Origin of the sequence: Porphyromonas sp. COT-052 OH4946, from assembly GCF_000765965.1 — a bacterium.
Classification (GTDB): Bacteria; Bacteroidota; Bacteroidia; order Bacteroidales; family Porphyromonadaceae; genus Porphyromonas; species Porphyromonas gulae.
This window is the reverse complement of sequence record NZ_JQZY01000014.1, coordinates 112233-127254: the sequence shown is the minus strand read 5'-3', so window position 1 is coordinate 127254 and position 15022 is coordinate 112233. Positions and strand designations below refer to the sequence as shown.

16 protein-coding genes are annotated in these 15022 nt (G+C 47.3%); all 16 read left to right on the top strand.

The features are described 5' to 3' along the window. Positions 1-125: 125 nt before the first annotated feature. The 16 genes from HQ50_RS05600 to HQ50_RS05515 all read left to right on the top strand — a co-directional run bounded on the left by HQ50_RS05600 (position 126) and on the right by HQ50_RS05515 (position 14962). Positions 126-1634, top strand: a complete 1509-nt coding sequence (locus HQ50_RS05600) for an exo-alpha-sialidase (protein WP_039428948.1) — start codon at positions 126-128, stop codon at positions 1632-1634. A 161-nt stretch (positions 1635-1795) separates the two neighbouring features. Continuing rightward, on the top strand, positions 1796-1888 hold the full coding sequence (locus HQ50_RS12560) for a DUF1661 domain-containing protein (RefSeq protein ID WP_152566883.1): 93 nt from the start codon (positions 1796-1798) through the stop codon (positions 1886-1888). 332 nt (positions 1889-2220) lie between these two features. Then, the gene (gene tssD / locus HQ50_RS05590) at positions 2221-2646 is read left to right on the top strand and encodes a type VI secretion system tube protein TssD (protein WP_039426152.1); all 426 of its coding nucleotides are present in this window, start codon (positions 2221-2223) and stop codon (positions 2644-2646) included. Next, complete coding sequence (gene tssD / locus HQ50_RS05585; protein WP_200880429.1) at positions 2631-3074, top strand: type VI secretion system tube protein TssD; 444 nt, start codon at positions 2631-2633, stop codon at positions 3072-3074. Before tssD (HQ50_RS05590) ends, tssD (HQ50_RS05585) begins: the two co-directional genes overlap by 16 nt. A gap of 12 nt (positions 3075-3086) precedes the next feature. After that, positions 3087-4220: a hypothetical protein gene (locus tag HQ50_RS05580; protein ID WP_039428943.1), complete on the top strand. Its 1134-nt coding sequence runs from the start codon at positions 3087-3089 to the stop codon at positions 4218-4220. Next, positions 4217-4615, top strand: a complete 399-nt coding sequence (locus HQ50_RS05575) for a hypothetical protein (protein WP_039428940.1) — start codon at positions 4217-4219, stop codon at positions 4613-4615. The genes HQ50_RS05580 and HQ50_RS05575 overlap by 4 nt, the downstream gene beginning before the upstream one ends. Positions 4616-4735: 120 nt before the next feature. Continuing rightward, positions 4736-5092: a hypothetical protein gene (locus HQ50_RS05570; RefSeq protein ID WP_039428937.1), complete on the top strand. Its 357-nt coding sequence runs from the start codon at positions 4736-4738 to the stop codon at positions 5090-5092. 1276 nt (positions 5093-6368) lie between these two features. Then, positions 6369-7295 (top strand): hypothetical protein, encoded by a 927-nt coding sequence (locus HQ50_RS05555; protein ID WP_200880428.1) that lies wholly within the window; start codon positions 6369-6371, stop codon positions 7293-7295. Between the two features lie 28 nt (positions 7296-7323). Further along, positions 7324-8061 carry an SIMPL domain-containing protein gene (locus HQ50_RS05550; RefSeq protein ID WP_039418897.1) on the top strand — a complete coding sequence of 246 codons (738 nt, stop codon included), beginning with the start codon at positions 7324-7326 and terminating at the stop codon, positions 8059-8061. Between the two features lie 43 nt (positions 8062-8104). Continuing rightward, positions 8105-9019: an aspartate carbamoyltransferase gene (gene pyrB / locus HQ50_RS05545; protein WP_018964295.1), complete on the top strand. Its 915-nt coding sequence runs from the start codon at positions 8105-8107 to the stop codon at positions 9017-9019. A 12-nt stretch (positions 9020-9031) separates the two neighbouring features. Next, positions 9032-9487 carry an aspartate carbamoyltransferase regulatory subunit gene (pyrI, locus tag HQ50_RS05540; protein ID WP_039418896.1) on the top strand — a complete coding sequence of 152 codons (456 nt, stop codon included), beginning with the start codon at positions 9032-9034 and terminating at the stop codon, positions 9485-9487. 28 nt (positions 9488-9515) lie between these two features. Beyond that, positions 9516-10103, top strand: a complete 588-nt coding sequence (locus HQ50_RS05535; protein WP_018964297.1) for a flavin reductase family protein — start codon at positions 9516-9518, stop codon at positions 10101-10103. 37 nt (positions 10104-10140) lie between these two features. Further along, complete coding sequence (locus HQ50_RS05530; protein ID WP_018964298.1) at positions 10141-10737, top strand: LemA family protein; 597 nt, start codon at positions 10141-10143, stop codon at positions 10735-10737. 78 nt (positions 10738-10815) lie between these two features. Further along, complete coding sequence (locus HQ50_RS05525) at positions 10816-12066, top strand: YgcG family protein (RefSeq protein ID WP_235317938.1); 1251 nt, start codon at positions 10816-10818, stop codon at positions 12064-12066. A gap of 7 nt (positions 12067-12073) precedes the next feature. Further along, on the top strand, positions 12074-14134 hold the full coding sequence (locus HQ50_RS05520; RefSeq protein ID WP_052074905.1) for a putative porin: 2061 nt from the start codon (positions 12074-12076) through the stop codon (positions 14132-14134). A gap of 6 nt (positions 14135-14140) precedes the next feature. Continuing rightward, positions 14141-14962, top strand: a complete 822-nt coding sequence (locus tag HQ50_RS05515) for a transporter substrate-binding domain-containing protein (RefSeq protein ID WP_235317937.1) — start codon at positions 14141-14143, stop codon at positions 14960-14962. The last annotated feature ends 60 nt before the right edge of the window (positions 14963-15022 follow it).

Sequence of the window (15022 nt, the reverse complement as noted above, 5' to 3'; positions counted from 1 at the left end):
AACTGCTATGATTTCATAACTTTGATTCCCAAAATGGTATAAAATTGTTTTCGATGGCTAATAATACTCTTTTGGCGAGGACTCGGCGTTCTGTCTGCCTTGTCGTTTTTTGTTGTCTTGTGGCGATGTTGCGCCTTACTGCACAGGAGGTCGCAGTGTGGGGAGACAAGCATGGTGTGGCACCCGATCAGGCACATCGAACTTTGGTGAAAATAGCACTGAGCGAACCTCTGCCGCCGAATGCCAAACAGATCCGAATCAGGTACTCCTTTCCACAAGATACAAAAGACAAAGTCACTGCCCTGTATCTCCTTGTGAGTGATTCTTTGGCAGTACGCGATCTGCCGGACTATAAAGGGCGAGTCTCCTACGATAGCTTCCCGATCTCAAAGGAAGACTGCGTCATCACTCTTTCTGCCGATTCTGTTGCCGGCCGCCGTTTCTTTTATCTGGCTGCCGATATAGGGCCTGTCGCTTCTTTTTCCCCATCCGATACGCTGACTGCCCGTGTGGAAGAGGTGGCTGTCGATGGTCGCCCTTTGCCGTTCAAAGAGGTTTCGCCTGCTTCCCGTAGGCTGTATAGAGGGTATGAAGCTCTATTTGTGCCCGGTGATGGCGGTTCGCGCAACTACCGTATTCCGGCCATTTTGAAAACAGCTAAAGGGACGCTCATCGCCATGGCTGACAGACGGAAGTATAATCAGACGGATCTGCCGGAGGATATAGACATAGTCATGCGGCGCAGTACGAACGGAGGGAGATCGTGGAGCGATCCACGAATCATCGTACAGGGAGAGGGGCGCAATCATGGCTTTGGCGATGTAGCTCTCGTACAGACCAAGGCCGGAAAGCTCCTGATGATCTTCGTCGGCGGAGTAGGACTCTGGCAGTCCACCCCCGATCGTCCCCAACGAACTTATGTGTCGGAGAGTCGGGACGAAGGCCTCACCTGGTCTCCTCCTCGGGATATTACCCGTTTCATCTTCGGCAAGGATTGTGCCGATCCGGGACGCAGTCGCTGGTTGGCTTCCTTCTGTGCATCGGGAAAAGGGCTTTTGCTGCCATCCGGTCGTATTATGTTTGTAGCCGCCATCCGCGAATCAGGGCAGGAGTACGTCCTGAACAACTATGTCCTCTATAGCGATGACGAGGGCAGCACTTGGCACCTGTCCGACTGTGCGTACCGCCGAGGTGATGAGGCAAAGCTTTCACTCATGCCCGATGGCAGAGTGCTGATGAGTGTGCGCAATCAGGGTCGGCAGGAGGAACGGCAGCGTTTTTTCGCTCTCTCCTCTGACGATGGCCTCACTTGGGAGAGGGCCAAGCAATTCGAGAGTATCCATGACCCCGGCTGTAATGGTGCCATGCTTCAGGTGGAGCGGAGCGGAAGGAATCAAATGCTGCACTCCCTGCCTCTCGGCCCGGATGGACGTCGCGATGGAGCGGTCTATCTCTTCGATCATACCTCCGGCCGCTGGTCTACCCCCGTAGTCGTCAATTCGGGATCGAGTGCCTACTCGGATATGACTCTACTGGCGGATGGAACGATCGGCTATTTCGTCGAAGAAGACGATGAGATCTCATTGGTTTTCATTCGGTTCGCCCTGGACGATCTCTTTGATGCCGGACAATGAGAATGGTGCATTTTTTATCGAGTTTTTCTTAGGGCTGCCGTTGGAGGACAGCTCTACTATCGAGTCAATATCCATCAACCGCTATCCCACCGATACGAGCCAAAAAACCTCTGATTGTGGCGCGTCTTTTCTGAAGAAGGTGGTGCCGGAATTTTTTCGTTTTGGTTCGAGATTTTTTTACTTCCCGCACCGGAACGAAAAAGTTTACGCGCCACGTTTTTCCAGACTGCAAACACAAAAATTCCGGCACGTAAACCAATCGGCTGTGAGACGATGCCTGCTACACTTTTCAGCGGATTGATTTTTCCATCGTCATCGTCTCCACTTCATCTCGTAGTACGTATTCCCCAATAGCAAGGGCAACGACGGGCTCGATAGACTCCTCGAATGGAATCAGCAGTAGAGGGGACAGAGAAATACAAAGATCTGTTTTTTGGTATTCGAGAGATTGTTTGTACAATTGCGGAGTTTTAAGCTTTGGAAGGAGTGCATATACAGGTTAGAAATAAAACCGGTATATAGAAAGGTGGCTCCTGCTGAGAAATGCGAAAATTTGGGATATGGTTCCCTTAAGATTTGACTAATTATGTTTGGACACAGAAGTTTTTTACGCATCGGTTCGCTGGATGATGCAAGTATAAAAGGATTGCTCTCGGAAGGCATGGAGCTGGAGAATTGCCGTTATTCGTTCAGTCAGCCCATGGACAGCAAGGGGAAAGCACAGGGCGAAGTAAGGGGAGGAAGCATTTGCATGACTTTCCCCAATACCCCCTCCGATGAGATTATCGATTGGATGCTCGATCCTCGCAAGTATAAGGATGGGGCGATTGTAATCTGTAATATGGACGATGAGCCATTGGAGAAAATTTACTTTACGAAGGCTGCTTGCACGGGTATTAACTTGAGTTATACTCGCCGTGGAAAGAGCTATGTAGGCACGGAAATAACCATTCAGGCGCAGAAACTGGTTGTGGGCAGTGCTGTTTTGGACAATGAATGGAAAAATATCTAACCGCAAGAGAAGAATACGGCATGGACTTTTCAGATATATTGGATAGCGAAATAACCGTCACGTTTCGGGTGATGGGACAGACCTATGAAGTCTTTCAGTTCAATCTTGGTTTTACACAGCCGACAGACGAAAAAGGCGAACCACAGGCCGAGATAAGAGGCGGACGCCTGATGATCACTTTGGGGCAAACCGTGAGTGACGAAATCTATAATTGGGCTATGAACCGATGGATGCAAAAGGATGGAGAAGTAATATTCTCCAAAGAAACAGGAAGCTCTCCTCTTAAAATATCGTTCAAAAGAGGATATTGTGTACACTTCGAGCGAGTAATAGATTGTACAGGGGGCGGCTTGAAGACCTCTCTGCTCATCTCTCCCGAGGAGATTTCGCTCAATGGCTTCACAATGAACAACAACTGGGTAGAATAATGACGAAAGGCCATGGCATATCTTGAATCCTATATTAGCCAAGACGATTATCTGGCACGCATGGAGCGAGGCGTGCTTTATGAAGGGTTCGTTGAGGGAGTGGGGTATGCCTACTTCGATACGGTAGCCGTACCACCTCCGGAACTTGTAGGAGCAAGAAATAGGTTTGCCACAACGACCTCGGCGTACGACGTACTACAATGGCAAAAGATAGAAACCACTGAAGAAGCTTTCCGCAAAAGTCTCGGCAAGGTAGAACCGGATATATACGACCGCTTGGTCAAGAGACTTCCCGGGGGTATGATCCAAGTGCAGATGGGAGAGAATGACTACTACGTCCTACCCGAGAAGCACAGTGAAGTCCAAATTGCCTACCAAAGGGATGAATTCAGTGTATTCCTGAAAATTTCTGCTAAGAATACACAAACAAACGACTATCGCGAAACCTCATACCATGAAGTAGATCCGGTGAAGCGAATCATCGACTGGACAAATCTGGGCGTAGCAGCACGTGGTGCCAAAGCCGGATTCGATGCTGCTCGCTGGGGTGTGGAGGTGCCACGCGCATGGCGCAAAGTGCCTATGGTGAGAAAGACCGAGCTTTGGTCGCGCGGACTGATGAAAAATTCAGAACGCCACAAGCAGGCGCATGAACTATCCAAGAAACTGAAAGCAAAAGGCATCAAGATAAAACCCAGTGTAGTTAGGAAAGAATATATTCCGAGTAAACTAACAAGAACCAGCCGTAATTTAGGAATACTGTCGATTGCAATTATAGGAGCAGACATAATGAATTCCCACTCTTTCAGAGTGTCTCACGTATATAATAGTGTGATTCTGGGAGCTTCAGCTATTCCTGCCGTCGGTTGGATTATCGGAGGTACGGCTTTTGCTGCCGATATTATCTCCTTAATTGTCTCGGGAGAAACTATCGGGGGGCATTTGGATAGCCTATCCGATGAGGTTCTGAAAACAGAAAATGGAGAGATATTAGAGTGGAAGCATCAAAAAAAGGATCCACATGTGTTCAAATCTTCTCAACGAGTGGATCCGATCGACTTTCCTCCTTCACCATTTATTATACAACAAGATAAGACTCGTGTCGCTAAACCGAACTTTGATCCATCTTTATTGAGAAAGAAATGAAATGTTTAATCGACTATATAGTCTACCGACTATATAATATTTATCTACATAAAGACCCAGATCCATTAGCAAGTGCTACTGCTTTTACAATCATTGTTGTTTCCTCTTTTTATGTGTTTTTGGGAGCTTTAATCTTGCGGATATTTTTTAATGTTTCTGTGCGGGAAATTAATCCGGATGCACCTCATCTGTCTGTTTTGATCTATGTCTTTTTTGTTTTTGCGATTTTTTATTGGCGTATCAAGAAAAAATATACAGAAATATACATAACAAAAAACTTAACACCAAGATTTGAAAAAAGTAAGTACAATAAAAAGATAAAGGGATGGATGCTTATTGTCCTAATACCCATATGGTTTCTTGCCTTTATGATTTTGGCTTCAATAATAAGTTAGTGCGAGGTGCAAGTGTGGAATGCTTTCCGGGGAAATAAATGCAGGCTTCTTTTATATGTCGAATTGCTGGATGATGTTCCATAAAGAGGTGTTGTCAAGAGGAATGGAATTGAAAATACTATGAATATTTACAAATATACATTTTATTTGTCTTACAAATTTGGGGTAAAAATAAAAACTCCAAATCCGGCATTCGCAGCAGTTTGTGTGACGACAGCAGTAAAATTTATTCATCTTGCTTTTTTTGTGGGGTTTCTTTACCCTTTTGGCTTGTTCCCAGCGTTAAAGATGTTTTTTGAAAATTCCATTTTGGGAAAGTTGTTGGCGTTGTTGATTGGATATATAATGTTGGCAATAAATACTCGTTATGTGTTTGGGGTAAAAGACGCTAATTATCAAGGTCTCATTGATAAATTTGATCGCGATTCCTCCAAAGAAAAAAACAAAAGACTTTTGTTACTCTTTTCTTCGTTATAATTCTGCCTATTTTGGGTTTGGTCGTTTTATGGTATGTTTAGAAAGGATGACCAAGTGTTATGTTCTCTTACATATACTACAGAATATATTCAACTTACCAGATAAAGTGGAAGAGCGATATTGCCGGACTCTATGCACTTTTCATACTTTCCATCGCTCAATTATTAAATCTTAATACAGTTATAATTCCAATCTGCTATGCATTGGGAATCAATTTTCTTCCCTCTAAATTGTCGTGGATGATAGTACATATCGGCTTCACAACCTGCAATGCAATCTATTTTTGGAAGATTACTAATTATGATAAATTACACAATAGATGGAAGTCAGAATCTAAATATAAAAAGAGAAGAAATGGATATTTAGTAGTGCTGTATCTGCTAATTTCATTTGTTTTGGGATTAACCGTCCTCCATTATTTAGGTAATTGGGAGAGAAGAAATACTAAGCATAATATTGAGAAAGTGAGTCCCTTCGATAGTAATTTAGGAATTATAATCGAAGGTGGACTTTCGAGGAGTGATGGCATTTTTTGATATTATAAGGTGAAACGCTTAATCGACTACATAGTCTACCGACTATATAATATTTACCTGCATAGAGACCCGGCTCCATTAGCTACAGCTACATCTTTGGTGATATTGGCCATGGGTGCCTTCTGGGTATTCATAAGTATTCTTGTGTTACGAATCATTTTTGGAATTTCGGCGCATGATATAACTCCAGATGGCTCTCGTATACCTCTTTTGATCTATATGTTTAGCATTTATGGACTGGTTTATTGGCGTGTCAAGAGGAAATATACAGAGAAGTATATCAACACAGTTTTAAGTCCCAAGTTTAGAAAAAGCAGAAACAATAAAAAAATAAAGGGATGGCTGATAATTACAGCATGTTTCTCATGCTTTTTAGTTTGTATTGTTTTGGCATCTATGATAGATTGGTTCTTCAGAAGATAGGGGCTGTTTAGATGATTTTACTTCAGATAATTAGTGGGTTTGAACTGTTAGCTTGCTATCATCTTGTAACTGTCTGATTGGAAAAAATAGTTTTTAGGTTGTTTTAGTGCTATGTTTTTGGACAGTAAATGCAAAATTTCGGTTTGAAAACCAGCTGGATATAAGATGATGTATCCTGCTCTTTTGTAGGCTTGATCTTTCTTTCCCTCCTTCTGTCTGCTTGGTCTTGTAGATTAGGGATAACCTAGGACCTGTACGGTGTGTCTGTTGTACCTATAATAATTTATCTTTGCGGTATATCAAATTATGCAAGACTCATGATAATCCGGTGTCTTATCAGTCGGCCGAGAACCGTCCTGTTCGGGTTGATATTCGTGGCAGGTCTTTTCTCTGCGATGGCGCAAGAGAAAAAGGATAGTCTCTCCACGGTTCAGCCTGTGCCGAATAGCAGCATGGTGGAGCAAAGCCCTCTTCTCTCCATCGATCGTCCTGTCCTGCCCGCTTCCTTTCAGAATACCCGTACGCTGAAAGGGTTTAGAGACAAACATCTTTCCGATGCTTTGCTCAATGGATTGAAGCCTCATCGCTCATCTTTGCGATTGAACGATGAGCTCGACTTCACGGCAGAACGCCGGGATTTCGTATCCCCCCTCTTGCAAACTCGCCACGCTGCCGGTGTCTTTTCTTGGCGACCGACCGACCGGATGCGTTTTTATACATCCGGCAATATCGGTCTTGGTCATGATTTATTGACCGGTGTACGCAAGGACTTTGGATGGAATGCCGGTGCCGATTTTTTGCTGAGTCAAAATCTTACGGCGCATATTCAAGGCGGTTGGCAGCAGAACTTCGGTTTTATGCCTATGAGGACTGTCAGTGGTCAATTCCGCTGGCAAGCCACCGATAGGTTGAGTTTTACCACCGGTGTCGATTATCGACAGGTGCAGTGGAATGCTTTCGATAATAGAACGCTCTCGCTCGGGGGCACTGCTCGATACGAATTGATAGACAATGTCTTTATCAATGGATTCGGCACTTATCCTCTCTACAGTAGTACGCGCTCAGGACTCAATATGGCGGTGCCGATGCATGGATTCGGCCCTCAGTACGGTGGTTCGATCGAGCTGAAGGTCTCCGAACGATTCGGTTTTGCCGTCGGGGCAGAGCGCGAATACAATATCTGGACTCGCCGGTGGGAAACGCATTACTTTGCTTATCCCGTATTCTATGGTGATAAGAAGTAGTAATATACAATCAATACAGTGCTTTGTGATGAAAAAAGAAAAACTTTGGATTACGATCGTCGCCGGATTGGCTTTCGTATTGGGCCTTTATGCTCTTGGCCGCAGTGTCGCTCAGCTACGTCGCTCTCAGCCTTCGGTGACTGTGACCGGTATGGCCGAGCGTAATTTTAAATCCGATCTGATCGTTTGGAGTGCTTCGTACCAGCTCCAGATGATGGATATCGAATCGGCCTACAAGGCTTTGAAGGAAAAACAGATATTGGTGGCAGACTATTTGAAAAGCAAGCAGCTGCCGGATTCGTCTTATATCTTCTCAAGCGTAGCCATCTCTAAAGAGTACAACTATTATTACGATCCGCGGCAGGAACAAAACGTCAGGACCTTTGCCGGATATCTGCTCAGCCAGACAGCTACGGTGACCTCACAGGACATCGAACATGTGGAGAAAATATCTCGCGATATAACGGAGCTGATCAATCAGGGGGTAGAGATTACCTCCAACCATCCGGCCTATTACTACACCAAGCTCAATGATCTGAAGGTGGAGATGCTGCGCAATGCTTCCGAAGACGCTTTCAATCGTGCTTCGGTTATTGCCGAAGGGAGCGGTTCTTCCGTAGGCAAGATGCTATCTTCTTCGATGGGTGTGTTCCAGATAGTGGGACTCAACTCGAACGAAGATTACAGCTGGGGCGGTTCGTTCAATACATCTTCCAAGATGAAGACAGCGAGCATAACGGTTAAGGCTTCTTTCGCTTTGAGGTGAGCTTTATTCCCCGTCCACATCATTCAATTATATTCCATAAAAAATGAAGCATATCGTATCTATTGACCAGTGTTCGGCCGAGGACATTCTTCGCATTCTCGATCGGGCAGAGCTATTCGAAAAGAATCCTAATCGGCACCTTTTGGAAGGTAAGGTCGTAGCCACTCTCTTCTTTGAGCCTTCGACCCGTACACGCCTGAGCTTTGAGACGGCTGTGAACCGTCTCGGAGGCCGTATCATCGGTTTTTCGGATGCATCCACCTCCAGCTCTACGAAAGGCGAATCGCTCAAGGATACCATTTCCATGGTGGGCAACTATGCCGATCTGATTATTATGCGCCACTATCTGGAAGGGGCGGCTCGTTATGCTTCGGAGGTAAGCCGTGTGCCGGTAGTCAATGCCGGCGATGGAGCCAACCAGCATCCTTCACAGACTTTGCTCGATCTCTATTCGATTCGCAAGACGCAGGGCACTCTCTACGATACGACCATAGCTATGGTAGGTGACCTTAAGTACGGGCGCACCATCCACTCCCTGATAGAGGGTATGTCGCACTTCCGTCCTCGCTTTATCTTCGTTGCTCCCGAAGAGCTGTCTCTTCCTGAAGAATACAAGCAGTTTTGTCGAGAGCATGATCTGCCTTATATGGAAACCAAACATTTCGACGAGGAGGTGATCAATAACTGCGATATTCTCTATATGACGCGTGTACAACGCGAGCGATTCACGGATATGGAGGAATATGAACGGGTCAAAGATGTCTATGTGCTGACCAACGATATGCTATCCGACAGCCGTCCGAATCTGCGCGTACTGCATCCACTTCCTCGTGTGGGGGAGATTGCCTACGATGTGGATGACAATCCTAAGGCCTACTTTATCCGGCAAGCACTGAACGGACTTTATACGAGGCAGTCCATTATTTGTGAAGTGCTCGGCATAGACGTTGCAAACTAAGCAGATATTGTGATGAAAAAGGAAGAAATGCTCGTCGCCGCGATTAGAAACGGCATCGTGATAGACCATATCCCCCCGACAAAGTTGTTCAAAGTGGCTACGCTCTTGCAGCTGGATGATTTGGACAAGCGGATCACTATCGGCAACAATCTGCGCAGTCGGAGCCATGGGTCGAAGGGGGTTATCAAGATAGAGGATAAAACGTTCGACGAGGAGGAATTGAACCGTATCGCCCTTATTGCCCCGAATGTACGTCTGAACATTATTCGGGACTATGAAGTTGTAGAAAAACGTCAGGTGGAAGTGCCACAGGAGGTGGTAGGCCTTGTCCGTTGTCCGAATCCGAAGTGTATTACGAACAACGAACTGATGCAAACCCGATTCCGTGTGATCGATGCCGAACAGTGTACGCTCCGATGCGACTATTGTGAGCGAAAGCTCTCCAATGAACGTATCGAACTGCTATAGTTCGCGTAACTTTTCCAAGAACAAAACAATGAGACAAGATTGGAAACCCGGCACACTTATCTATCCGCTACCGGCCATATTGGTGAGTTGCGGCTCTCGGCCGGAGGATTATAATTTGCTTACGGCCAGTTGGGTGGGGACGATATGCAGCCAGCCACCTATGTGCTATGTCAGTATTCGTCCGGAACGTCACTCCCATGCTCTCGTCAAGGAAAGTGGCGAGTTCGGTCTGAACCTGACTACGGTCGGCATGGCCAGACAGACGGACTGGTGCGGTGTTCGTTCGGGCAAGGACTATGACAAGTTTGCCGAGACAGGCCTTACCGTGGAACCTGCCAAGCTGATCAAAGCTCCTCTGGTGGCCGAATCGCCGGTCAGCATAGAGTGCAAGGTACGACAGATCATTCCACTCGGTAGCCATGACATGTTTATGGCCGATGTGGTCAATGTGCGTGCCGACCAACAATATATCGACCCGGAGACAGGTTCTTTCGATATGGAGAAAGCAAACCTGCTGGCATATTCGCATGGCGAATACTTCTCACTTGGGGACTTTCTCGGCTATTTCGGCTGGTCGGTCAAGAAAGACAAAACGCCTGTCAGACGTCGTAAGTAGCACATTCTGATAAACCTAATAGTAACGTAAACATAGAATGAATATGAAAAAAGGAACAGTAATCATCATTGCCATTATTGCAGTTTTTGTACTGCTATTTAGCTGGGGTGTGGTCAAATACAACAGTTTTGTGGACAAGCAGGAAGCCGTCAATACGGCTTGGAGTCAAGTGGAAAACCAATATCAACGTCGTTTGGACTTGATCCCGAATCTCGTAGAGACCGTCAAAGGCTATGCCGCTCACGAGAGCGAAACGCTTACTGCCGTGATCGAAGCACGTAGCAAAGCCACTGCTACCAATATCAATGCCGACAATCTGACGGAAGAGAACTTGGCCAAGTTTCAGCAGTCGCAGGATCAGCTATCGAGTGCCTTGTCCCGTTTGATGGTCGTAGTAGAGCGTTACCCCGATCTCAAGGCTAACCAGAACTTCCGCGATCTGCAAGTGCAACTTGAGGGTACGGAAAACAGAATCACGGTAGCACGTCAGGACTTCAATGCCATAGCCAAGACATATAACGTGGCTGTGCGCAGATTCCCGGCCAATATCATTGCCGGTATGATGAACTTCGATCAGCGTCCCTATTTCAAGGCTGATGAAGGTGCAGAGAAGGCTCCTCAAGTAAAATTCTAATCCTCTTTTTCGCTCTTGCGAATGATGCGTTCGTCAAAGATCAGGTTACGGAGCCTTGCAGAGTGGCCTTTTTTCCTAATGGCCTTTTTCTTCTTTCTGATGCATTCCAGTGTATCGGCACAGCGGGTATATAAGCCGGAGGATGTACCCAACGTCCAACTTGCCGATAGCACTCGGCTCGTGACGGACGAAGCGGGTTTGCTCAGCAATGCCCAGGAGGAGGTCATGAACGGACGGCTACGAGCCATCCGCAGCAGTTATGCCGTCGAGTTTGCCGTCGTTACTCTCCCGTCTATCGGTGATGCTCCATTGGAGGATTTTACCTTGAAGCTGGCGCGTCAATGGGGAGTCGGTAATAAAAAGAACAACAACGGCCTTTTGCTCGTACTCGTGCTGGATCAGCGACGGGTACGCTTCGAGACGGGCTATGGTCTGGAAGGTTACTTGCCCGATGGTTTGCTGAGCCGTATCATACATGATCGCATGATCCCTCATTTTCGATCGGGGAACTATGCCGAAGGTTTATCCGAGGGAGTTGTTGCTGTTCAGCAGGTGTTGGACGGATCTTATGATGTGAAGCCTGACGGTGGAGATCGGTCTGCTGTTTCCAATGTGAGCTGGGGTACCATATTTATATTCTATTGCTTCTTTATGCTCTTGGCTTCTGCCTCGGTACTCTATCAACTGACTTCATATCGCAGGCAACATCCGCGTGCAACGGCTGTGGAGGAGTATGAATTCCTTCGTAGGCGGGTGTCGATGGTAGGATGTCTGCTCTTACTACTCTTTCCCCCGGGTTTTATCGTTGTGATGGCCATCGTCAAATCGAGACAGAATAAGCTGAAGAAAGAGATGACTCTCTGTCCGAGCTGCCATCAGCACACGGTGCATCTGCTCGAACGGAGCTTGGAGGAAGACCGTTATCTGACTTCTTCGCAGCAGATGGAGCATAAGCTCAAGAGTCGGGAGTTCAGGATCTACGCTTGCTCTTCTTGCGACCATGCGCAGGTAATAGGCTACGATCGTCCGGCTACCTCCTACAAGCGTTGTCCTAACTGCGGAACGGTTGCCCTGCGCTACATGGGAGAAAAGCGTGTGCGTACCGATAGGGGGATGATGATTCGCAAGGAATGGCGCTGTCTGTACTGCGGAGAGAATCATACCCAACAGTACCGAGACAATAATGATGCCGAAGTTGCTGCTGCAGGTATCCTGCTGGGTTCGCTGCTTGGTCGTGGAGGCCGTAGCGGCGGTTTCGGAGGCGGCTTTGGCGGCGGTGGCTTCGGTGGTGGCAGCTTTGGTGGAGGTGGAGCCTCCGGTGGCTGGTAATGTAACTATGTTGATGGCTGGAAGTATCAGGAAAATTGTCGGTGCTGTGGTATCACTGTGGTTTGCAGTGGTTCCCGTTCTTGCACAACATGATTATCAATTTGATTTCGAAGGTAAAGAAGTAAAGGAGCCTACCGAAGAGGAGCAGATCGCTCGGGGGGATAAACTCAAGGTCTATACGTTGAATCCCAATACGGGTGATCTCTTGCGCTCTCCCATCGATACGGCTATGCTCGGTTTCTACAATCGAGTGAAAGCCGAGGGACGTTCGCTTGCCATTGGTTATTTGGGCAATCTGAACTCTCCGTGGGAGAGCAAAATGTTCTTCGATCGTCCGCTCTATCATCCGCAGTTCATGTATATGTACGGGCTTCACGGTATGTTGATAGATCCTTTTACAGCCCGATTCTACGATACCAAGAGTCCTACTACTCAGGTGCTCTATCTCCGGCATGGCGACAATCAGACGCGAGAGGAAGAGCTGCGTTCTACTTTGGCTTTGAATATAGGCAAGCGAATCAACATCGGTAACGATGTGGATTATATCTACAGCAACGGTTTCTACAACTCCAACAAGACGAAAGCCATCTCTTACCGCCTTTTCGGTAGCTACCGTTCCGATCGCTACGAGGCGTATGCTTATGTGGGCAATAATTACTACCTGATGACGGAGAACGGAGGGATTACGAATGATGACTACGTAATCCATCCGGGTAACTTTGCCAATGGGACGAACGAATTCGTATCCACGGATATTCCGGTGAAGTTTCCGGGCAATAATATGTTCAATTCGCTTCGGCAAGGAACAGCTCGTCTGACTCATCGTTACAACCTCGGATTCTATCGCGAGGGAAAGGCCGAGTATTATGATGGTAATGAATTCGAGGCTCCCCATATGATCGATACGATGGTATTCGTACCCGTGGGCAGTATCTCCCATACTTTCAATTATACTAAGAGTCGCCGCCGTTTCAAGGTCAAAAGCCCTTTGGACAGTACCGTCTATCCCAATCTTTTCATCAAACGACTGAACGATGCCGGAGAAGTGATCGTGCTGCCGAACGATACCACGCGAATGGAAGAATACCACAATACGGTGGCACTTTCTTTGCGGGAAGGTTTCCATCGCTGGGCTAAGTTCGGCCTGACGGCTTATGTCAGATTGGAGAATCGGTTTTATACGCTACAAGATTCAGTGGTCGGCGTACCCCCTACGGACAGGGAGTTCAGCACTTATATCGGGGGAGAGATCAGCCGAAGAGGGGGGAAATATCTCAACTTCGCAGCAGATGGAGAGCTCTCGGTTGTCGGGAGCGATGCCGGAGCATTCAAACTCAGAGGACGACTAAGTACAGCGTTCAATCTCTTTCGTCGGAGGACGGAAATGGAAGCCTGGGGACAGCTCCTCAATACTCGTCCGGGTTACTTCCTGCGTCATCATCATGGTACTGTGCACTGGTGGGACGAATCGTTCGACTTCATCCAGCAACTCAGACTGGGTGGCTCTCTTCGCTTGAAGGACTTGGGCACGACCTTGACATTGCAATCCGCTACGCTCAAGAACTATATATACTTCGACCATACGGCTTTCCCCCAACAGGTCTCTTCTCCCATACAAGTTCTCGAAGGGCGGATAGCACATGCCTACCGATGGGGTGCTTTGGGTTGGGAAGTGGAAGCGGCTTATCAAACGAGTAGCAACCGTACGGCTTTGCCATTACCGAAGCTGGCGGCTTATGGCAATCTCTATTTGGACTTCCGCCTGCCGAGCAGTACCAAGGTGATGCGTATACAGACGGGAGTGGATGCTCGTATTCATTCCTCCTACTATGCTCCGTATTATGAACCTGCGGTACAGCAATTCACCACGCAACAAGAGATAAAGGTAGGAGGATCTTTCCCTCTGATGAATGCTTATGTGAATATTCACCTCAAACGATCACGTTTCTTCTTTGAAATGTACAATCTAGCCGAGGCTTTCATGGATAGCAAGCGTTTCTCCTTGGTGCATACGCCGTACAACCCTCGTGGTCTGCGTATGGGTATTGCCATCGACTTCAATAAATAAATGAAAATGAAGAAACAGATTGCTCTCTACGGCGTTTTGCTGATCTCTGTCCTTATCGTGATGGTTGCTTTGCGCCACTGTGGTAGAGGGAGCTCTACCGGTGGGGACGCTGTGGATTCGTTGCGGGATTATTCTGATATTCACCGAGAAGGAGTACTGAGGATCATCGCCCGATACAATGACAGAGACTATTATGTGGGACAGGATTCCACCGCCGGTTTTGTTTATGATGTGGCACGGCGTTTATCGGAAATCAGTGGTATTCGGATAGAAATCAGTCTCGAAAAGAATTGGAAAGAGAGTCTTGAAAGACTGCATCGGGGTGCATGTGATATCATAGCACAGGACATACCCTTGACAGCCCTAACAGATACTGTCCGCTACCGTTTCCTCCGTCCGATGCATCTTGGACGCCTCTATCTGGTCCAGCGTCGATCGGATACGGCCCTGATCCGTCGGCAGATCGATCTATCCGGACGGACGGTGACTATTCCAGAAGGCTCTCCGGCGAGACTTTTTGTTAAGCATCTATCCGAGGAAATCGGGGATAGCATATACATACAGACGGATCCCACTTATTCTGCGGAGCAATTGGCCATGATGGTCGCATCGGGCGACATCGACCTTACCATCTGCAACCGACATGAAGCCAAGAAACTGGAGCAACACCTCCCTGCTTTGGATTGCAGCATACCGCTTTCTTTTGAGCTGCGACAGGCCTGGTTGGTACGTCGGAGTGCAGTTTCTCTCTCGGACAGCCTGAATAACTGGTTTGATCGTCTTCGTCTGTCCGGTGAATTGGAGCGCCTCTACGATCACTACCATTGACCCTTTCTCTCTCTCTCTCTCTCAATAAAAGGATCGCAATGGTTGGTGGGCGTATCCTGA

Coding starts and splice junctions, on each gene's coding strand:
- HQ50_RS05600 (WP_039428948.1), top strand. CDS start 126: ATGTTGCGCCTTACTGCACAGGAGGTCGCAGTGTGGGGAGACAAGCAT.
- tssD (WP_039426152.1), top strand. CDS start 2,221: ATGTTTGGACACAGAAGTTTTTTACGCATCGGTTCGCTGGATGATGCA.
- tssD (WP_200880429.1), top strand. CDS start 2,631: ATGGAAAAATATCTAACCGCAAGAGAAGAATACGGCATGGACTTTTCA.
- HQ50_RS05580 (WP_039428943.1), top strand. CDS start 3,087: ATGGCATATCTTGAATCCTATATTAGCCAAGACGATTATCTGGCACGC.
- HQ50_RS05575 (WP_039428940.1), top strand. CDS start 4,217: ATGAAATGTTTAATCGACTATATAGTCTACCGACTATATAATATTTAT.
- HQ50_RS05570 (WP_039428937.1), top strand. CDS start 4,736: ATGAATATTTACAAATATACATTTTATTTGTCTTACAAATTTGGGGTA.
- HQ50_RS05555 (WP_200880428.1), top strand. CDS start 6,369: ATGATAATCCGGTGTCTTATCAGTCGGCCGAGAACCGTCCTGTTCGGG.
- HQ50_RS05550 (WP_039418897.1), top strand. CDS start 7,324: ATGAAAAAAGAAAAACTTTGGATTACGATCGTCGCCGGATTGGCTTTC.
- pyrB (WP_018964295.1), top strand. CDS start 8,105: ATGAAGCATATCGTATCTATTGACCAGTGTTCGGCCGAGGACATTCTT.
- pyrI (WP_039418896.1), top strand. CDS start 9,032: ATGAAAAAGGAAGAAATGCTCGTCGCCGCGATTAGAAACGGCATCGTG.
- HQ50_RS05535 (WP_018964297.1), top strand. CDS start 9,516: ATGAGACAAGATTGGAAACCCGGCACACTTATCTATCCGCTACCGGCC.
- HQ50_RS05530 (WP_018964298.1), top strand. CDS start 10,141: ATGAATATGAAAAAAGGAACAGTAATCATCATTGCCATTATTGCAGTT.
- HQ50_RS05525 (WP_235317938.1), top strand. CDS start 10,816: ATGGCCTTTTTCTTCTTTCTGATGCATTCCAGTGTATCGGCACAGCGG.
- HQ50_RS05520 (WP_052074905.1), top strand. CDS start 12,074: ATGTTGATGGCTGGAAGTATCAGGAAAATTGTCGGTGCTGTGGTATCA.
- HQ50_RS05515 (WP_235317937.1), top strand. CDS start 14,141: ATGAAGAAACAGATTGCTCTCTACGGCGTTTTGCTGATCTCTGTCCTT.